The sequence below is a fragment of the Streptococcus sp. 27098_8_91 genome, from assembly GCF_041432385.1.
GTDB lineage: Bacteria > Bacillota > Bacilli > Lactobacillales > Streptococcaceae > Streptococcus.
In genome coordinates, this window is the sequence record NZ_JAPVZN010000004.1 from 113,082 (window position 1) to 133,269 (window position 20,188).

Here is a 20,188-nt window from a genome sequence, read left to right on the forward strand (position 1 = left end):
TTGAAAGAATTGCTCATGATACTATAAAAATCTTAGAAATTGTGATAAAATAGGTAGGATAAAAAAAGGAGAGTGAAAATGGCGAATCCCAAGTATAAACGTATTTTAATTAAGTTATCAGGTGAAGCCCTTGCCGGTGAACGTGGCGTAGGGATTGATATCCAAACAGTTCAAACAATCGCAAAAGAGATTCAAGAAGTTCATAGCTTAGGTATCGAAATTGCCCTTGTTATCGGTGGAGGAAATCTCTGGCGTGGAGAACCTGCTGCAGAAGCAGGTATGGACCGTGTTCAGGCAGATTACACTGGAATGCTTGGGACTGTTATGAATGCTCTTGTGATGGCAGATTCATTGCAACAAGTCGGTGTTGATACACGTGTACAAACAGCTATTGCTATGCAACAAGTAGCAGAGCCTTATGTACGTGGACGTGCCCTTCGTCACCTTGAAAAAGGCCGTATCGTTATCTTTGGTGCTGGAATTGGTTCACCATACTTCTCAACAGATACAACAGCGGCCCTTCGTGCAGCTGAAATCGAAGCAGATGCCATCCTTATGGCTAAAAATGGTGTCGACGGTGTTTACAATGCCGATCCTAAGAAAGATAAGACAGCCGTTAAGTTTGAAGAATTGACCCACCGTGACGTTATCAACAAAGGTCTTCGTATCATGGACTCAACAGCTTCAACCCTCTCAATGGACAACGACATTGACTTGGTTGTCTTCAATATGAACCAACCAGGCAACATCAAACGTGTTGTATTTGGTGAAAATATCGGAACTACAGTTTCAAATAATATCGAAGAAAAGGAATAAGAAATCATTATGGCAAACGCAATCGTAGAAAAAGCAAAAGAGAGAATGACCCAATCTCACCACTCACTTGCTCGTGAGTTTGGAAGTATTCGTGCTGGACGTGCTAATGCTAGCTTGCTTGACCGCATCCACGTTGAGTACTATGGTGTTGAAACACCACTTAACCAAATTGCTTCTATCACAATCCCAGAAGCGCGTGTCTTGTTGGTAACACCATTTGACAAATCATCTTTGAAAGATATCGAACGTGCTTTGAATGCTTCAGACCTAGGTATCACACCAGCTAACGATGGTTCTGTTATTCGCTTGGTAATCCCAGCTCTTACAGAAGAAACTCGTCGCGACCTTGCTAAAGAAGTGAAAAAAGTGGGTGAGAATGCTAAAGTTGCTATCCGTAATATCCGTCGTGATGCTATGGACGAAGCTAAGAAACAAGAAAAAGCAAAAGAAATCACTGAAGACGAATTGAAGACTCTTGAAAAAGATATTCAAAAAGCAACAGACGATGCTGTTAAACACATCGATGAAATGACTGCCAACAAAGAAAAAGAAATCTTGGAAGTCTAAGAAATAAACAGAAAAACTCAGTTGGCATTGCTGGCTGAGTTTTATTCGAAAGAAGGAAATATGAATACAAATCTTGCAAGTTTTATCGTTGGACTCATCATCGATGAAAATGACCGTTTTTACTTTGTTCAAAAGGATGGTCAAACATATGCCCTAGCTAAAGAAGAAGGTCAGCATACAGTTGGTGATACGGTCAAAGGTTTTGCTTACACAGATATGAAGCAAAAATTGCGTCTCACTACTACAGAAGTGACTGCAACTCAGGAACAATTTGGTTGGGGAACAGTAACAGAGGTTCGTAAGGACCTTGGGGTTTTTGTTGATACAGGATTACCAGACAAGGAAATCGTTGTGTCACTAGATATTCTTCCTGAACTTAAAGAGCTCTGGCCTAAGAAGGGTGATCGACTTTATATTCGTCTAGAAGTGGATAAGAAGGACCGTATCTGGGGAATCTTAGCTTATCAGGAAGATTTCCAACGATTGGCACGTCCTGCCTACAATAACATGCAGAATCAAAATTGGCCTGCAATTGTATACCGTCTCAAATTATCAGGAACCTTCGTCTATTTACCAGAGAACAACATGCTTGGATTTATCCATCCAAGTGAGCGCTATGCAGAACCACGTTTGGGCCAAGTGCTAGATACGCGTGTCATTGGTTTCCGTGAGGTTGACCGAATGCTTAATCTCTCTTTAAAACCACGCTCTTTTGAGATGTTGGAAAATGATGCGCAGATGATCTTGACTTATTTGGAAAGCAATGGTGGCTTCATGACCTTGAATGATAAGTCATCACCAGATGATATCAAGGCTACTTTCGGTATTTCAAAAGGTCAGTTTAAAAAAGCACTCGGTGGTTTGATGAAGGCTGGCAAAATCAAGCAAGATCAGTTTGGTACCGAATTAATTTAGGGAGGCTTATGAGAAAATCATTTTATACTTGGCTCATGACAGAACGAAATCCTAAAAGTAATAGTCCTAAAGCCATTTTAGCGGATCTGGCTTTTGAGGAGTCCGCCTTTCCGAAACATACAGATGATTTCGATCAAGTGAGTCGTTTTTTAGAGGAACATGCTAGCTTTTCCTTTAATATGGGAGACTTCGATCGTATCTGGCAGGAATATTTAGAACATTAAGGCTACTAGATGAGGTTTGGGATAGTAATTTCTCAGCCTCTTTGCTATAATATAGTCATTCAGTTTATCTTTTATGAGGATTTTCCTTATTTTGACAAGTTTCGTTTACCATTACGAATTGTCAGAGTGATAGGATTTTTGAAAGTTATTTCATACTTAAAAGAAAACAAAATGATAAAACGAAATAAGAGAATTAGAGAGGTTCTTTGTTTGAAGGAACATTCAATAGATATTCAACTGAGTCATCCAGATGACCTATTTCACCTTTTTGGATCCAATGAGCGCCACCTTCGTCTGATGGAAGATGAGTTAGATGTCATCATCCATGCCCGTACAGAGATTGTACAAGTCTTGGGAGCAGAGAATGCTTGTGAGGAAGCCCGCCAAGTTATCCAAGCCTTAATGGTCTTGGTTAATCGTGGAATGACTGTCGGAACTCCTGACGTGGTGACAGCCATTACCATGGTTAAGAATAATGAAATCGATAAGTTTGTCGCCCTCTATGAAGAAGAGATTATCAAGGATAATACAGGTAAGCCCATCCGTGTTAAAACCTTGGGTCAAAAGCTTTATGTGGATAGTGTCAAGCAACACGATGTGACCTTTGGGATTGGGCCGGCAGGAACAGGTAAGACCTTCTTAGCAGTGACTTTGGCCGTAACAGCTCTCAAGCGTGGACAAGTCAAGCGAATCATATTGACACGTCCAGCAGTGGAAGCGGGAGAGAGCCTTGGATTTCTTCCAGGTGATCTCAAGGAAAAGGTAGATCCTTACCTTCGTCCTGTTTACGATGCCTTGTACCAGATTCTTGGGAAGGATCAAACAACCCGTCTCATGGAACGTGAAATTATTGAAATTGCTCCTCTAGCCTATATGCGTGGACGTACCTTGGATGATGCCTTCGTCATCTTGGATGAAGCGCAAAATACAACCATCATGCAGATGAAGATGTTCTTGACTCGTCTTGGATTTAACTCGAAAATGATTGTCAATGGGGATATTAGCCAGATTGACCTACCTCGGAACGTCAAGTCAGGTTTGATTGATGCTCAAGAAAAACTTAAGAGCATTCACCAGATTGACTTTGTACACTTCTCGGCTAAGGATGTGGTTCGTCATCCGGTTGTTGCTCAGATTATCAGAGCCTATGAACCTCTACCTGTCAAAGCTGAAGAAAACCAAGAAGAAACAGAATAAGGAAAAAGGACCTAGGCAAAAACTAGCTTCTAAATAAAACCACACAGTGATTTCAGTCGTGAATACAATCAAGCTGAAAGAAACACTGTGTGGTTTTTGAATAGGTGGACGTTTTAGATGCTAGATTCTTTGCCAATTTGGTGTGATTCATGCTCATGAAGATGAATCCTATCTCTGTTGCGACAGCTTGTTTACCTCTGACATGCACTCTGCGCACGCCGAAAACTACCAAAAACGGGTTCAACATCAATTTTCCGTTTGGCATAAATTTGAGAGCCTTCTTCACTATGTAATGTTTGCGTAAGGAGTTCCTTAAAGTAATTCCAAGTTGGATTATAATGGATTTGTTTCTGATTCCCACTATCCGTTTTAGCCAAGTGTTCTAACTCAGGAGTGTTTTGAACTTTATCCGCCTCATAAATCTTGAAATCACGTTGAAAATCATACTTATCGGTTTGACTAGAGTAGTTCTTAAAGGAATAAACTAGGCCATCGGGCTTTATAAACTGGTCCGTGTCTTCAAGATATTCCCAGTTCATTGGGGTATCTCTACTCGTTTAGTACTTTTTAGTCAATTTTGATTAGGTTGTTGGCATGTTTACTGGAGCGGAAGTTATTAATCGTTTTATAGCTAACATAGGTATCTTGGCTCAATCATTTCATGGGAATGACTTCTTCGTTCATTTGAACGATTTTACGTCCAAAGAACACTTGACGACCATAAGCGAATATGGTCATCTTCATGAGCATGGTTGGATGAAAGGCAGGGCGGCCAGTGTGAGAGGTCTATTTCAGTAATACTTGACTAAGGGATATTGTCAACAAATGGGCTAATCATTCTCGCTTCGTGAGTTGATGGAATATCGTAGGCAAGATTCACTTCCAAACTTAACTGAGTTTTTGGTGGTTTTAGTAGTGGTTCAACTTGATTGCTACTACTTTTGATGGTGTGAATGTATTTATAATGTATTCCAGTTAACCACGAAAGCTTTGGACTCTACAAAATTAACACACATTAATAAAAAAATTAACCTGTATTAATTTTTTCTTGACTTAACTTTTTTTAATTGATATACTATTTTTCAGAGAGCTAACAATTATATATAAATGTACTACTCTATTTCCTAGATAATACTTCATAAAACTTTTTATAACAAAGGCTAGCAAAGTTAAAGTTTACTATCTATTGGAATTTAAATAAATATGTAAGGAATTAAAATGAAAAAAAGTACAGTATTGTCATTAACTACAGCTGCAGTTATTTTAGCAGCATATGTCCCTAATGAGGTAGTCTTAGCAGACACATCTAGCTCTGAAGATACTTTAACTATCTCTGATACAGAAAAAGTAGTAGTAGATAAGGAAGCAGAAAATAAAGAAAAACATGAAAATATTCATAATGCTATAGAGACTTCAAAGGATACCGAAGAGAAGAAAACAACAATTATTGAGGAAAAAGAAGTTGTTAGTAAAAATCCTGAGATAGATAACAAAACTAGCAATGAAGAAGAAAAAATCAAAGAAGATTCCAATCAATTCCAAGGAAATCGTGCGGAATCATTTGTAAATAAAAACACAGAAAATCCCCAAAAAGAAGATAGACTTGTCTATATTGCTGAATTTAAAGATAAAGAATCTGGAGAAAAAGCAATCAAGGAACTATCAAATCTTAAGGATACAAAAGTTTTATATACTTATGATACGGTTTTTAATGGTGTTGCAATAGAAACAACTCCAGATAATCTGGACAAAATTAAACTAATAGAAGGTATCTCATCGGTTGAACGATCACAAAAAGTCCAGCCAATGATGAATCATGCTAGAAAGGAAATTGGAGTTGAAGAGGCAATTGATTACCTAAAGTCTATCAATGCTCCATTTGGTAAAAATTTTGATGGTAGAGGTATGGTCATTTCAAATATCGATACCGGGACAGATTATAGGCATAAGGCCATGAGGATTGATGATGATGCTAAAGGCTCAATGAGATTCAAAAAAGAAGACTTAAAAGGTACTGATAAAAATTTCTGGTTGAGTGATAAAATCCCTCATGCTTTCAATTATTATAATGGTGGTAAAATTACTGTAGAAAAAGCTGATGATGGAAGCGATTATTTTGATCCACATGGAATGCATATTGCAGGGATTCTTGCGGGAAATGATACTGAAAAAGATATCAAAAACTTTAACGGAATAGATGGAATTGCGCCTAATGCACAGATTTTCTCTTATAAAATGTACTCTGACGCAGGATCTGGCTTCGCAGGAGATGAAACAATGTTTCATGCTATTGAAGATTCCATCAAACACAATGTCGATGTTGTTTCAGTATCATCTGGCTTTACAGGAACAGGTCTTGTAGGTGAGAAATATTGGGAAGCTATTAGAGCGTTAAGAAAAGCAGGCATTCCAATGGTTGTAGCTACGGGGAACTATGCGACTTCTGCTTCAAGTTCTTCATGGGATTTAGTGGCAAATAATAATCTGAAAATGACAGATACTGGAAATGTAACGCGAACTGCAGCACATGAAGATGCGATAGCGGTCGCTTCTGCTAAAAATCAGACAGTTGAGTTTGATAAAGTCAACATAGGTGGAGAAAATTTTAAATACAGAAATATAGGAGCCTTTTTTGATAAGAATAAAATCACAACAAATGAAGACGGTTCAAAAGCTCCTAGTAAATTAAACTTTGTATATATAGGCAAAGGTCAAGACAAAGATTTGATAGGATTGGATCTTAAGGGCAAAATTGCAGTAATGGATCGAATTTATACCAAGGATTTAAAAAATGCTTTTAAACGAGCAACGGATAAGGGCGCACGCGCCATTATGGTTGTAAATACTGTAAATTACTACAATAGAGATAATTGGACAGAGCTCCCAGCTATGGGATATGAGGAGGATGAAGGAACTACTAGTCAAGTTTTCTCAATTTCAGGAGATGATGGTGTAAAGCTATGGAACATGATTAACCCTGGTAAAAAAACAGAGGTCAAAAGAAATAAAAAGGAAGACTTTAAAGATAAATTGGAGCAATACTATCCAATTGATATGGAAAGTTATAATTCTAATAAACCGAATGTAGGTGACGAAAAAGAGATTGACTTTAAGTTTGCACCTGACACAGACAAAGAACTCTATAAAGAAGATATCATAGTTCCAGCAGGGTCCACATCTTGGGGGCCAAGAATAGATTTACTTTTAAAACCGGATGTTTCAGCACCTGGTAAAAATATTAAATCTACTCTTAATGTCATTAATGGAAAATCAACTTATGGTTATATGTCAGGGACTAGTATGGCAACTCCAATCGTAGCAGCTTCTACTGTTTTGATTAAACCCAAGTTAAAGGAAATGCTTGAAAGACCTGTGTTGAAAAATCTTAAGGGAGATGACAAAATAGATCTTACAAGTCTTACAAAAATTGCCCTACAAAATACTGCGCGACCTATGATGGACGCAACGTCTTGGAAAGAAAAAAGTCAATACTTTGCATCACCTAGACAACAGGGAGCAGGTCTAATTAATGTTGCCAATGCTTTAAGAAATGAGGTCGTAGCGACTTTCAAAAATACGGATTCTAAAGGTTTGGTAAACTCTTATGGTTCTATTTCTCTTAAAGAAATAAAAGGAGATAAAAAATACTTTACAATTAAGCTTCACAATACATCAAACAGACCTTTGACCTTTAAAGTTTCAGCATCTGCTATAACTACAGATGCTCTAACTGACAGACTAAAACTCGATGAAACATACAAAGATGAAAAATCTCCAGATGGTAAGCAAATTGTTCCAGAAATCCACCCAGAAAAAATCAAAGGAGCAAATATTACATTTGAGCATGACACTTTCACTATAAGCCCAAATTCTAGCTTTGATTTAAATGCGGTTATAAACGTTGGAGAGGCTAAAAACAAAAATAAATTTGTAGAATCATTTATTCATTTTGAGTCAGTGGAAGAAATGGAAGCTTTAAACTCTAACGGGAAGAAAACAAATTTCCAACCTTCTTTATCGATGCCTCTAATGGGATTTGCTGGAAATTGGAACAAGGAACCAATTCTTGATAAATGGGCCTGGGAAGAAGGTTCAAAATCAAAAACAATGGAAGGTTATGATGATGATGGTAAACCAAAAATTCCAGGAACCTTAAATAAGGGAATTGGTGGAGAACATGGTATAGATAAATTTAATCCAGCAGGAGTTATACAAAATAGAAAAGATAAAAATACAACATCCCTAGATCAAAATCCAGAATTATTTGCTTTCAATAACGAAGGGATCAACGCACCATCATCAAGTGGTTCTAATATTGCTAAAATTTATCCTTTAGATTCAAATGGAAATCCTCAAGATGCTCAACTTGAGAGAGGATTAACACCTTCTCCACTTGTATTAAGAAGTGCAGAAGAAGGATTGATTTCAATAGTAAATACAAATAAAGAGGGAGAAAATCAAATTGACTTAAAAGTCATTTCGAGAGAACACTTTATTAAAGGAATTTTAAACTCTAAAAGAAATGATGCAAAGGGAATCAAATCTTCTAAGCTAAAAGTTTGGGGTGACTTGAAGTGGGATGGACTCATCTATAACCCTAGAGGTAGAGAAGAAAATGCACCAGAAAGCAAGGATAGCAAAGATCCTGCTACTAAGATAAGAGGTCAATTTGAACCGATTGCGGAAGGTCAATATTTCTATAAATTTAAATATAGATTAACTAAAGATTATCCATGGCAAGTTTCCTATATTCCTGTAAAAATTGATAACACAGCACCTAAGATTGTTTCTGTTGATTTTTCAAATCCTGAAAAAATTAAGCTGATCACAAAGGATACTTATCACAAGGTAAAAGAGCAATACAAGAATGAAACTTTATTTGCGAGAGATCAGAAAGAACATCCTGAAAAATTTGAAGAGATTGCAAACGAAGTTTGGTATGCTGGCGCCGCTCTTGTTAATGAAGATGGAGAGGTTGAGAAAAATCTTGAAGTAACTTATGCAGGTGAGGGTCAAGGAAGAAACAGAAAACTTGACAAAGATGGAAATACCATTTATGAAATTAATGGTGCAGGAGATTTAAGAGGAAAAATCATTGAAGTCATTGCATTAGATGGATCTAGCAATTTTACAAAGATTCATAGAATTAAATTTGCTGATCATGCTGATGAAAGGGGAATGATTTCCTATTATCTAGTAGATCCTGATCAAGATTCATCTAAATACCAAAAACTTGGCGAGATTGCCGAATCTAAATTTAAAAATTTAGAAAATAGAAAAGAGGATAGTCTTAAAAAAGATACAACTGAAGTAGAACATCATCAAGAAAATGAAGAATCTATCGAAGAAAAATCTAGTTTGACTATTCATAAAACGATTTCAACAATTAGAGAGTTTGAAAGTAAAGACTTGAAAAAACTCATTAAAAAGAAATTTAGAGAAGTTGATGACTTTACAAGTGAAACTGGTAAGAGGACAGAAGAATACGATTATAAATACGATGATAAGGGAAATATCATTGCTTATGACGATGGTAGCGCCTTAGAATATGAAACTGAAAAACTTGACGAAATCAAATCAAAAATTTATGGTGTTCTAAGCCCGTCTAAAGATGGACACTTTGAAATTCTTGGAAAGATAAGTAATGTTTCTAAAAATGCCAAGGTATATTATGGTAATAAATATAAATCGATAGAAATCAAAACGACCAAGTATGATTCCCACTCAAAAACGATGACATTTGATTTATACGCTAATATTAATGATATTGTGGATGGATTAGCTTTTTCAGGAGATATGAGATTCTTTGTGAAAGATGATGATCAGATAAAAGCTGAAACTAAAATTAGAATGCCTGAAAAAAATAAGGAAACTAAGACAGAATATCCCTATGCATCAAGTTATGGGAATGTAATAGAATTAGGAGAAGGAGATCTTTCAAAAAACAAACCAAACAATTTAACGGACATGGAATCTGGTAAAATCTATTCTGATTCAGAAAAACAACAATATCTGTTAAAGGATAACATCATTCTAAGAAAAGGCTATGCACTAAAAGTGACTACCTATAATCCTGGAAAAACAGATATGTTAGAAGGAAATGGAGTCTATAACAAGGAAGATATAGCAAAAATCCAAAAGGCCAATCCTAATCTAAGAGTCTTATCAGAAAAAACAATTTATGCTGATAGTAGAAATGTTGAAGATGGAAGAAGTACTCAATCAGTATTAATGTCGGCTTTGGACGGTTTTAACATTGTAAGGTATCAAGTGTTTACATTTAAAATGAATGATAAAGGGGAAGCAATCGATAAAGATGGAAATCTTGTGACAGATTCCTCTAAACTTGTATTATTTGGTAAGGATGATAAAGAGTATACAGGAGAGGATATGTCCAATGTAGAAGCTATAAAAGAAGATGGCTCTACGTTATTTATTGATGCAAAACCAGTAAATCTTTCAATGGACAAGAACTACTTTAATCCATCTAAATCTAATAAAATTTATGTACGAAATCCAGAATTTTATTTAAGAGGTAAGATTTCTGATAAGGGTGGTTTTAACTGGGAGTTGAGAGTTAATGAATCTGTTGTAGATAATTATTTAATCTACGGAGATTTACACATTGATAACACTAGAGATTTTAACGTTAAGCTTAATGTTAAAGACGGTGACATCATGGACTGGGGAATGAAAGACTATAAAGCAAACGGATTCCCAGATAAGGTAACAGATATGGATGGAAATGTTTATCTTAAAACTGGCTATAGCGATTTGAATGCGAAAGCGGTTGGAGTACACTATCAATTTTTATATGATAATGTCAAACCCGAAGTAAACATTGATCCTAAGGGAAATACTAGTATTGAATATGCTGACGGAAAATCTGTAGTCTTTAACATCAATGATAAAAGAAATAATGGATTCGATGGTGAGATTCAAGACAAACATATTTATGTAAATGGAAAAGAATATAAATCATTTGATGATATTAAACAACTAACAGATAAGACACTAAACATTAAGATTGTTGTAAAAGATTTTGCAAGAAATACGACCGTAAAAGAATTCATTTTAAACAAAGATACGGGAGAGGTGAGCGAATTAAAAGCTCATACGGTGACTGTGACCATTCAAAATGGAAAAGAAATGAGTTCAACGATAGTGTCGGAAGAAGATTTCATTTTACCTGTCTATAAGGGTAAATTAGAAAAAGGCTATCAATTTGATGGTTGGGAAATTTCTGGTGTCGAAGGGAAAAAAGACGTTGGCTATGTTATTAATGTGTCAAAAGATATCCTTATAAAACCTGTATTCAAGAAAATAGAGGAGAAAAAGGAGGAGGAAAATAAACCTACTTTTGATGTATCCAAAAAGAAAGAAAAAACACAATCTGATTCAACTAATGATGTCAACAGTATTGTTCCTGATAAAAATGATAAAAACTTTGAAATTAAGAAGGATGTTTATCTTAATGAACAAGACAGCATAGCTAATAAATATACCGATATCGATAGTAAATCAACTACTAACAATTCTGATAGGTTGCCAAAAACTGGAACAGTTAGAGAAGTCTTCACGTTATTAGTTGCCGGAATAATATTTACCGTAGGTGCATTTCTTGGATTGAAGAAAAAAGATCAAGATTAAGACAAAAGCTATAGATAAAAAATGGTTTATGTACTGAGATTAGCTAGTGTGATAATGAAACAGTTTTGTGAAAATAGCCATTTTTAACTCAATTAGTTAGTTTGCTTTGATATTGATACCCTTTTTGGATTTATGAATGGACTTAGTTTAGGTAAGTAATGAATTGATTGAAAGGGTTAGTATTGACAAATATTGATCACATTGATTAGAAAATAGAGTCTATCAAAATTTAAATTATAAACCATGACATGAGAAAACGAGCATCTCCAAGAACGGAAATGCTCGTTTTTGAGATTTAGAAGCTAGTTTTTATGTAGCTTCTTATTTTTGTAGTTTTAATTTATAAATTGTTTTAGACAAGTTCACTGATTGAAGTGAAGTCACGATCCAAGCCTTCTGCAACTGGTTGGCTAGTGAGGTATCCTTGATAGGTTGTTACACCTTCAAGCAAGCCTGCGTCTTCAAGGATAGCTTTCTTAAATCCTTTCCCTGCCAAGGCTTCGATATAAGGAAGAGTCACATTTGTAAGGGCGATGGTAGATGTGCGAGCAACAGCTCCAGGAATGTTGGCAACCGCATAGTGAAGAACACCATGTTTTTCATAGACAGGTTCATCATGAGTTGTCACACGGTCAGCTGTTGCAATAACACCACCTTGGTCTACAGCAACGTCGACGATGACAGAACCAGGACGCATTTGTTTGACCATTTCATCTGTTACCAATTTTGGTGCCTTGGCACCAGGAATCAAGACAGCACCGATCACAACGTCTGCTTCACGCACACTTGCTTCGATATTAAATGGGTTAGACATCAAAGTTTGGATTTGGTGACCAAAGACGTCTTCAAGGACTGAGAGGCGTTTAGCGCTGATATCAAGAATGGTTACTTGAGCTCCCAAACCTAGCGCAATGCGAGCTGCGTGTGTACCAACGACACCACCACCGATAATGGTTACTTTTCCTTTAGGAACACCAGGGACACCACCGAGTAGAACTCCTGAACCGCCAGCTTGTTTCGTCAAGAAGTGGGCTCCGATTTGGACTGCCATACGACCAGCTACCTCACTCATTGGAACAAGAAGTGGGAGTTGTCCTTGAGTATCACGGACTGTCTCATAAGCAACACCAGTTGTTTTAGCTGCAAGCATAGCATCAGCCAATTCTGGAGCAGCAGCCATGTGTAAGTAGGTGAAAAGAAGTAAATCCTCACGCAAGAACTGGTACTCACTAGCAAGGGGTTCTTTTACTTTGACCACTAATTCTGCTGCCCAGGCTTCAGCAGCAGTTGCGACAATTTCTGCTCCTTGCTTTTCATAGTCAGTATCAGCAAAGCCAGATCCAAGACCTGCATTTGTTTCGATGAGGACTCGGTGACCACGACCAACAAGACTCTGTACACCAGCAGGTGTCAAAGCAACACGATTTTCATTATTTTTAATTTCCTTTGGAATTCCAATTAACATAGGATAACTCACTTTCTATTAAGCTGTTTCAATTTATGTATCACATCATTCGTCAGAGTTTTTGTGATGACTTTATTGTATATGAAACCGTTTTAAAAGGCAAGGGAAATTATTGATTTGTATTGTATTTTTTGTTAAGCTTTTAGAAAATAAACTTAATTTAGTGAGGGACAAGCTGCGTGATTATTTATGAAGATGCCAATATAGATTCTTCTCTTATTCACTTTACATCCGCATTTAATATCTATGCGGGACGATGGGAGATTATTGGTGACTATAGAAGAAGGGAGGAGTATTTACAGTATTTGATTTCGCAATTATATGATTATTCAACTAAAAATAAATTTAATCTATATTTAGTATTAGGAGATGATTACTTTAATGATAATACTAGAATATCCCAATATTATAAACTTTGGAAATTGCTAAAAAAGCAACACCTAGAAGTTAGAAATTCAATTTATTCTGATGAGATTATGATTACGAAAAATCATAAAGTGAAATTTTTTGGTGGAATTCAAATATTAGGTAGAGAGTCTGTTCCAGATATTGTTTCAATCTTGCTAGCAAAACAAACGGCTCATTTATTATTGTTGCCAGAGGGACTTGAAGTTACAACTTTTTTACAGTCAGGTTTTTCAAAGATAATAGCTGAAAATAGCGAGTATATTGAAAATGTGGTTGGTAGTGGTGGAATAGTTTTATTTCGTGAAGGTTATTTTGACGATAGGAACACAGGCTTTATAGGTTTTGGAGGATTACCCTTAATTACTAAAGATTTATTTGGAAAATAGGTAACAATAATTGGAAGTTTATGAATGAAACTAAGAGAGTAACATTTTTATAATTAGAAAATATCTTTGAAAGAAGTGTTTTTTTCATTATCCACATGAAAAACTTGTAAACCTATTTCTTTTATGCTATTCTTTTAGCAACCTATTTTCGGAGGTGTAATCATGGAATCACTATTTATCAAACTAGCTAAGCATCCAATTATCGAAACAGAACGCTTAGTGCTTAGACCAGTAACGCTCGATGATGCAGAAGCTATGTTTGAGTATGCCTCAGATATAGAAAATACACGCTATACTTTTCCAACCAATCAAAGTTTAGAGGAAACCAAGAATAATATTGCCCAGTTTTATCTAGCCAATCCCTTGGGGCGATGGGGAATTGAACTAAAAAGTACTGGAGAGTTTATCGGAACTATTGACCTGCACAAGATGGACACTGTTCTTAAGAAGGCAGCCATTGGTTATATTATCCATCAAAAATATTGGAATCAAGGTTTGACGACAGAAGCCAACAGAGCTGTAATTGAACTGGCTTTTGAAAAGATTGGGATGAATAAGTTGACGGCCCTTCACGATAAGGATAATCCTGCGTCAGGAAAAGTCATGGAGAAATCAGGTATGCACTTCTCCCACGAAGAACCATATGCTAGAATGGACTATAAAGAACCAGGACGAATTGTAACACGTGTACATTACATTTTAACCAAGGAGGATTATTTTGCAAATAAGTAAGCAGTTGAAAAGATTTTTCAGCTGTTTTTTCTTTCTCTTACGAATAAGCTAAGAGAGGAGAAAATATGGAAGAACTTATTGAGAAAATCAAAGAATATAAAATTATCGTTATCTGTGTTAGTTTGGGTTTGGTCTTGGGTGGATTTTTCCTCCTAAAACCAGTCGCTCAAACACCTGCTAAGGAAAGTAATTTGCAGTCTGAAGTTATAGCTGTTCCAAAGGATTCGACGGATGAAAAGGAAGATGGAAATCAGAAGGAAGAAGTGGTGGAGCAAGATCTGATTACTGTCGATGTCAAAGGGGCTGTCAAAACACCAGGGATTTATGATTTGCCAGTTGGAAGTCGTATCAATGATGCTGTTCAAAAAGCTGGTGGACTGACAGATAATGCAGACAATAAATCTATCAATCTTGCTCAGAAAATTAGTGACGAAGCACTTGTCTATGTTCCAACTAAGGAAGAAGCTACCAGTCAAGCAACACAATCAAATGCTTCTAACAGCAAGGAAAATAAGAAAGTCAATCTCAATAAAGCCAGTTTAGAGGAACTGAAACAAGTCAAAGGCTTAGGTGCTAAACGTGCTCAAGATATTATTGACCATCGTGATTCCAACGGTAAGTTTAAGTCAGTTGATGAGCTCAAAAAGGTTTCTGGTATTGGTGCAAAAACGATAGAAAAGTTAAAAGAGTATGTTACAGTGGATTAGTCGCTTTCCAATTCCAAAAATCTATCTTAGTTTTCTTTTGCTATGGCTCTATTATGCAATCTTTTCAGCAAATTTCTTAGCACTTTTGGGCTTTGTCTTTTTACTAGTTTGCCTCTTTTTCCAATTTCCATGGAAGACGGTAACCAAGGTCCTCTTGATTTGCAGCATATTTGGGAGTTGGTTTATTTTTCAAAAATGGCAGCAAGAAGAAGCCAATCGGAATCTTGTAGACACGGTTGATACAGTGCGAATATTACCGGATACCATCAAAGTAAATGGAGATAGCTTATCTTTTCGTGGCAAGGCTGAGGGCAGACTCTTTCAGGTTTATTATAAACTCCAGTCAGAAGCTGAAAAGGAAAAATATCAAGAGTTGTCTGATCTGCATGAAATGGTTGTGAAAGGCAAGTTAGCTAGTCCTCAAGGAGCCAGTAATTTTGCGGGTTTTGATTATCGAAACTATCTCAAAACGCAAGGAATTTATCAGACCTTAACCATATCCGAAATTGTGGAATTAAAGCAAATTTCCAGTTGGGATATTGGAGAAAATCTATCTAGTTTGCGAAGAAAAGCAGTTGTCTGGATTAAACGGAATTTTCCTGACCCCATGCGCAACTATATGACAGGTCTTTTATTGGGACACTTAGATACAGACTTTGAGGAAATGAACGAACTTTATTCCAGTCTAGGGATTATTCACCTGTTTGCTTTATCTGGAATGCAAGTGGGATTTTTCATGGATGCTTTTAAAAAGTCACTCTTGCGATTGGGCTTGACACAAGAGAAGTTCAAATGGCTAACTTATCCCTTTTCTTTGTTTTATGCAGGCTTGACAGGATTTTCAGCTTCAGTTATTCGTAGTCTTCTACAAAAGCTATTGGCTCAGCATGGCTTTAAGTCACTGGATAATTTTGCTTTAACGATTCTTATTCTATTTTTAATCATACCGAACTTTTTCTTAACTGCTGGGGGAGTTCTTTCCTGTGCGTATGCCTTTATTCTGACAATGACTGGTGAGGAAGTAGCAGGGATAAAAGGTTTGATTAGAGAGAGTTGTATTATTTCCTTGGGAATTCTGCCAATTCTATCTTTTTATTTTTCAGAATTTCAACCATGGTCCATTCTCTTGACATTTGTCTTTTCATTCTTGTTTGACATGTTCCTATTGCCACTTTTATCGATTCTCTTCTGTCTGTCATTTATATATCCCATCACCCAGTTCAACTTTCTATTTGAATGGCTAGAAAACATCATACGCTATATTTCTCAGCTATCTACGAGGCCTCTTGTTTTTGGTCAGCCGAGTCTTTGGATTTTAATCCTTCTTTTGATTTCTTTAGCTCTCATCTACGACTATCGAAAGAATTTGAAAAAAATATCTATGCTTGTCATAGTTGCCAGCTCACTCTTTTTAGTAACCAAGCATCCACTAGAAAATGAAATCACAGTCCTAGATATGGAACAGGGGCGAAGCATTTTCCTAAGAGACATGTCAGGGAAGACCATACTACTGGATGTTGGTGAAAAGCTAGCAGTTGAAAAGAAAGAAGTCTGGCAGGAGAAAGCTATTACCAGCAATGCCAAACGTAGTTTAATCCCTTATCTGAAAAGTCGAGGAGTGGCCAAGATTGATCAGCTTGTTTTAACGAAAAGTGAACCTAAGCAACTAGATCATGTGTTAGAAATTAGTAAAGCCTTCAATCTTGGAGAGATTCTAGTAACTGAAGAAACTTTATCTAAGAGAGAATTTATGGATAAGTTGAAGGAGAGCAAAGTCAAGATAGTTGCCATCAAAACTGGACAGCAGTTACCTATTTTTGGGAGTAATTTGGAAGTAATCGCAACTCAAAATAAGGATAAAAGTGATTCAATTACAATGTATGGAAAGTTACTAAACCAAACCTTTCTAGTTACTGGAAATACAGAGGAAAAGTTCTTGACGAGTCATTCCTCAAAACTCCAAGCAGATGTAGTAATAACTCATCAGCAAGCATCGAAGAAAAAGACAGATGGTGAGGTCTTCAAAACTTTACAAGCTAAAATCACAGTCATTTCAATAGACAAGAAAAAATCATTTAAACTTAAAAATGGGGAGAATAACCAAGAAGATAAAGAACTTGAGAATTTGGTATTAAAAACTGATAAAAAGGGTGCTATACGTTTTAAAGGCTGGACTACTTGGAATGTTGAAACTGTTCAATAATGTTTTCAGAGACAACTAAACATTAAAATTGTCTAAACAATCATTCAAGGCTTGATTTTGAATCCTGTTTACTATAAAATAGTTAAGATTGGTGTCAAACTTTTATATTGCAAATAGGAGAAAAAATGACAAAAACTTTGAAACGTCCTGAGGTTCTATCACCTGCAGGAACTCTTGAAAAACTAAAAGTAGCTGTTCAATACGGAGCAGATGCTGTCTTTATCGGTGGTCAGGCCTATGGTCTACGTAGCCGTGCTGGTAACTTCACTTTCGAACAAATGGAAGAAGGAGTTCAGTTCGCGGCTAAGTATGGAGCTAAGGTATATGTGGCTGCTAATATGGTTATGCACGAAGGAAATGAAGAAGGTGCCGGAGAATGGTTCCGTAAGTTGCGTGATATTGGAATTGCAGCTGTTATCGTTTCTGACCCTGCCTTAATCATGATTGCAGCAACAGAAGCACCAGGACTTGAAATTCACCTTTCAACACAAGCTAGTGCGACCAACTATGAAACTCTTGAATTCTGGAAAGAACTTGGATTGACTCGCGTTGTTTTGGCGCGTGAGGTTTCTATGGAAGAATTGGCAGAAATTCGCAAACGTACAGACGTAGAGATTGAAGCCTTCGTACATGGTGCGATGTGTATTTCATACTCTGGTCGTTGTACCCTTTCTAACCATATGAGTATGCGTGACGCCAACCGTGGTGGATGTTCACAATCTTGCCGTTGGAAATATGACCTTTACGATATGCCATTTGGTAAAGAACGTAAGAGTCTCAAGGGAGAAATTCCTGAAGAATTCTCTATGTCTGCGGTTGATATGTCGATGATTGACCATATTCCAGATATGATTGAAAATGGTGTGGATAGTTTGAAGATTGAAGGTCGTATGAAGTCTATCCACTATGTTTCAACGGTGACAAACTGCTACAAGGCTGCGGTTGATGCCTACCTTGAAAGTCCTGAAAAGTTTGAAGCTATCAAGCAAGACTTGATTGATGAAATGTGGAAGGTTGCCCAACGTGAATTGGCTACAGGTTTCTACTACGGGACACCATCTGAAAATGAACAATTGTTTGGTGCTCGTCGTAAGATTCCAGAATACAAGTTTGTTGCTGAAGTAGTAGCTTATGATGATGCAACACAAACAGCAACTATTCGCCAACGTAACGTTATCAACGAAGGTGACCAAGTTGAGTTTTACGGTCCAGGTTTCCGTCATTTTGAAACCTACATCGAAGACCTTCATGATTCAAAAGGAAATAAAATCGACCGTGCACCAAACCCAATGGAACTCTTGACCATCAAGGTTCCTCAACCAGTACAAGCAGGTGATATGGTGCGTGCTTTGAAAGAAGGCTTGATCAATCTTTACAAAGAAGATGGAACAAGCGTTACTGTTCGTGCCTAGATAAGGGAAAATCATGGTTCAAGCTCAGGGATTACTGGTAGATGATGAAAGCAGATGTGTTCATTATCATACTGACAAAGATATCGTTGCGCTCCAGTGTTATGAGTGTCAGAAATACTATGCTTGTTATCAATGCCACAATGCATTAGAAACACACACATTTTCTCCCTACCCTTTAAGACTTAAACAGGATAAACCCATCTTATGTGGTTCCTGTAAGAAGACACTAACTTATGAGGAGTATAGAGAAAAGGGGAGCTGTCCTTATTGTGCAGCACTCTTTAATCCAGCTTGCCAGAGTCACCATTCCTATTATTTTAAATAAGAAACGATAAATCCAGGTTGTAAAACTTGGATTTTTGTTTTCAGAAAAACAGGAAAGATAAGGAAAACAATCTGAAAAGACATTAAAATTTTCTATAAAATTGACTTGAAAATCGTAAAAATAGAAATAAATGATTAGAAACGCTTTCAATGCTAGTAAAAAGTTGACAAAAGCAAATTTTAGGACTAAACTAGGGAAGTAAATTTATTTAAAAAAGGAGAATTCGTCATGAATTTAACATTTTTCGGTCTATGTCTTGCCTGTATGGGTGTATCTCTTGCAGAAGGATTTTTGATGAACGGTTTGTTCAAATCTGCAGCACGCCAACCAGATATCATCCCACAATTGCGTAGTTTGATGATCATGGGGATCGCCTTTATCGAAGGAACATTCTTTGTAACTCTCGTATTTTCATTTATCATCAAATAAAGAGAAGTATAAAATGGAAAAGGGAGGATTCTAGATGGAAGAAAGTATCAATCCAACCATCAATATTGGTCCTGTTACCTTTGATTTAACCTTGACAGCATTGACTTTGTTGTCTGTGGCACTTATTTTTAGCTTTATCTATTGGGCAAGTCGTAATATGACTGTAAAACCCAAAGGAAAGCAAAATGTACTCGAGTATCTCTATGACTTTGTAGTCGGATTTACAGAACCTAACGTAGGTTCACGGTACATGAAAGATTACTCACTCTTTTACTTGTGTTTATTTCTTTTTATGGTTATCGCAAATAATCTTGGTTTGATGGCGAAACTTCAAACTACAGATGGGACAAACCTTTGGACATCGCCAACAGCAAATCTCCAGTTTGACTTGGCTTTGTCATTCGGAATTATCCTGATGACCCATATTGAAGGAATTCGTCGTCGCGGTGTTAAAAAATATCTAAAAGGTTTTGTAACCCCAGGTTTCATGACACCGATGAATCTCCTTGAAGAAGTCACGAATTTCCTATCACTTGCCTTGCGGGTGTTCGGGAATATCTTTGCCGGAGAAGTGATGGCAAGCTTGCTGATTACTCTCTCTCATCAGGCACTTTATTGGTATCCAGTCGCATTTGTTACCAATCTTGTCTGGACGGCATTTTCTGTGTTTATTTCCTGTGTTCAGGCCTATGTATTCACAGTCTTGTCTTCTATGTATCTAGGAAATAAAATTAATGATGAAGAGTAGAAAG

15 protein-coding genes and 1 pseudogene are annotated in these 20,188 nt (G+C 36.7%); 14 read left to right on the plus strand and 2 right to left on the minus strand.

Translation table 11 applies throughout. The features are described 5' to 3' along the window. Window positions 1-78 precede the first annotated feature (78 nt). The 5 genes from pyrH to O3611_RS05295 all read left to right on the plus strand — a co-directional run bounded on the left by pyrH (window position 79) and on the right by O3611_RS05295 (window position 3,719). Window positions 79-816 (plus strand): UMP kinase, encoded by a 738-nt coding sequence (pyrH, locus tag O3611_RS05275; RefSeq protein ID WP_000002996.1) that lies wholly within the window; start codon window positions 79-81, stop codon window positions 814-816. A gap of 9 nt (window positions 817-825) precedes the next feature. Beyond that, window positions 826-1,383, plus strand: coding sequence for a ribosome recycling factor (frr, locus tag O3611_RS05280; RefSeq protein ID WP_001262232.1), 558 nt, complete (start codon window positions 826-828; stop codon window positions 1,381-1,383). A 60-nt stretch (window positions 1,384-1,443) separates the two neighbouring features. Next, window positions 1,444-2,298, plus strand: a complete 855-nt coding sequence (cvfB, locus tag O3611_RS05285; RefSeq protein WP_371608035.1) for an RNA-binding virulence regulatory protein CvfB — start codon at window positions 1,444-1,446, stop codon at window positions 2,296-2,298. Window positions 2,299-2,306: 8 nt separating this feature from the next. Continuing rightward, window positions 2,307-2,522 carry a YozE family protein gene (locus O3611_RS05290; protein WP_001232087.1) on the plus strand — a complete coding sequence of 72 codons (216 nt, stop codon included), beginning with the start codon at window positions 2,307-2,309 and terminating at the stop codon, window positions 2,520-2,522. 210 nt (window positions 2,523-2,732) lie between these two features. Continuing rightward, window positions 2,733-3,719 carry a PhoH family protein gene (locus O3611_RS05295; protein ID WP_371608048.1) on the plus strand — a complete coding sequence of 329 codons (987 nt, stop codon included), beginning with the start codon at window positions 2,733-2,735 and terminating at the stop codon, window positions 3,717-3,719. Here O3611_RS05295 and O3611_RS05300 read toward each other — a convergent pair. Then, window positions 3,678-4,665: pseudogene (locus O3611_RS05300) on the minus strand (transposase). The gene O3611_RS05295 and the pseudogene O3611_RS05300 overlap by 42 nt on opposite strands. 272 nt (window positions 4,666-4,937) lie before the next feature. On the opposite strand from O3611_RS05300, the gene O3611_RS05305 reads away from it, so the two are divergent. Next, the gene (locus O3611_RS05305; RefSeq protein ID WP_371608036.1) at window positions 4,938-11,369 is read left to right on the plus strand and encodes a S8 family serine peptidase; all 6,432 of its coding nucleotides are present in this window, start codon (window positions 4,938-4,940) and stop codon (window positions 11,367-11,369) included. A gap of 352 nt (window positions 11,370-11,721) precedes the next feature. Here O3611_RS05305 and ald read toward each other — a convergent pair whose 3' ends face one another. Further along, entirely contained in the window at window positions 11,722-12,834 is a 1,113-nt protein-coding gene (ald, locus tag O3611_RS05310; protein ID WP_371608037.1) for an alanine dehydrogenase, read from the minus strand. Window positions 12,835-13,013: 179 nt separating this feature from the next. Here ald and O3611_RS05315 point away from each other — a divergent pair, with 179 nt between their 5' ends. The 8 genes from O3611_RS05315 to atpB all read left to right on the plus strand — a co-directional run bounded on the left by O3611_RS05315 (window position 13,014) and on the right by atpB (window position 20,184). Beyond that, window positions 13,014-13,628, plus strand: a complete 615-nt coding sequence (locus O3611_RS05315; protein ID WP_153224990.1) for a hypothetical protein — start codon at window positions 13,014-13,016, stop codon at window positions 13,626-13,628. 162 nt (window positions 13,629-13,790) lie between these two features. Beyond that, the gene (locus tag O3611_RS05320) at window positions 13,791-14,360 is read left to right on the plus strand and encodes a GNAT family N-acetyltransferase (protein ID WP_075231239.1); all 570 of its coding nucleotides are present in this window, start codon (window positions 13,791-13,793) and stop codon (window positions 14,358-14,360) included. Between the two features lie 65 nt (window positions 14,361-14,425). Then, window positions 14,426-15,067 (plus strand): helix-hairpin-helix domain-containing protein, encoded by a 642-nt coding sequence (locus O3611_RS05325; RefSeq protein WP_075231238.1) that lies wholly within the window; start codon window positions 14,426-14,428, stop codon window positions 15,065-15,067. Further along, entirely contained in the window at window positions 15,051-17,270 is a 2,220-nt protein-coding gene (locus O3611_RS05330; protein WP_371608038.1) for a ComEC/Rec2 family competence protein, read from the plus strand. Before O3611_RS05325 ends, O3611_RS05330 begins: the two co-directional genes overlap by 17 nt. A gap of 125 nt (window positions 17,271-17,395) precedes the next feature. Further along, on the plus strand, window positions 17,396-18,682 hold the full coding sequence (locus O3611_RS05335; protein ID WP_006150948.1) for a U32 family peptidase: 1,287 nt from the start codon (window positions 17,396-17,398) through the stop codon (window positions 18,680-18,682). A 13-nt stretch (window positions 18,683-18,695) separates the two neighbouring features. Further along, a complete protein-coding gene (locus tag O3611_RS05340) occupies window positions 18,696-19,007 on the plus strand; it encodes a CHY zinc finger protein (RefSeq protein ID WP_153224988.1) in 312 nt (103 codons plus the stop codon). 228 nt (window positions 19,008-19,235) lie between these two features. Then, window positions 19,236-19,436 (plus strand): F0F1 ATP synthase subunit C, encoded by a 201-nt coding sequence (locus O3611_RS05345; RefSeq protein ID WP_001054552.1) that lies wholly within the window; start codon window positions 19,236-19,238, stop codon window positions 19,434-19,436. Window positions 19,437-19,470: 34 nt separating this feature from the next. Beyond that, a complete protein-coding gene (atpB, locus tag O3611_RS05350; RefSeq protein WP_153224987.1) occupies window positions 19,471-20,184 on the plus strand; it encodes a F0F1 ATP synthase subunit A in 714 nt (237 codons plus the stop codon). Window positions 20,185-20,188: the final 4 nt, after the last annotated feature.

Coding starts and splice junctions, on each gene's coding strand:
- pyrH (WP_000002996.1), top strand. CDS start 79: ATGGCGAATCCCAAGTATAAACGTATTTTAATTAAGTTATCAGGTGAA.
- O3611_RS05305 (WP_371608036.1), top strand. CDS start 4,938: ATGAAAAAAAGTACAGTATTGTCATTAACTACAGCTGCAGTTATTTTA.
- O3611_RS05340 (WP_153224988.1), top strand. CDS start 18,696: ATGGTTCAAGCTCAGGGATTACTGGTAGATGATGAAAGCAGATGTGTT.
- frr (WP_001262232.1), top strand. CDS start 826: ATGGCAAACGCAATCGTAGAAAAAGCAAAAGAGAGAATGACCCAATCT.
- cvfB (WP_371608035.1), top strand. CDS start 1,444: ATGAATACAAATCTTGCAAGTTTTATCGTTGGACTCATCATCGATGAA.
- O3611_RS05320 (WP_075231239.1), top strand. CDS start 13,791: ATGGAATCACTATTTATCAAACTAGCTAAGCATCCAATTATCGAAACA.
- atpB (WP_153224987.1), top strand. CDS start 19,471: ATGGAAGAAAGTATCAATCCAACCATCAATATTGGTCCTGTTACCTTT.
- O3611_RS05290 (WP_001232087.1), top strand. CDS start 2,307: ATGAGAAAATCATTTTATACTTGGCTCATGACAGAACGAAATCCTAAA.
- O3611_RS05325 (WP_075231238.1), top strand. CDS start 14,426: ATGGAAGAACTTATTGAGAAAATCAAAGAATATAAAATTATCGTTATC.
- O3611_RS05335 (WP_006150948.1), top strand. CDS start 17,396: ATGACAAAAACTTTGAAACGTCCTGAGGTTCTATCACCTGCAGGAACT.
- O3611_RS05330 (WP_371608038.1), top strand. CDS start 15,051: ATGTTACAGTGGATTAGTCGCTTTCCAATTCCAAAAATCTATCTTAGT.
- ald (WP_371608037.1), bottom strand. CDS start 12,834: ATGTTAATTGGAATTCCAAAGGAAATTAAAAATAATGAAAATCGTGTT.
- O3611_RS05345 (WP_001054552.1), top strand. CDS start 19,236: ATGAATTTAACATTTTTCGGTCTATGTCTTGCCTGTATGGGTGTATCT.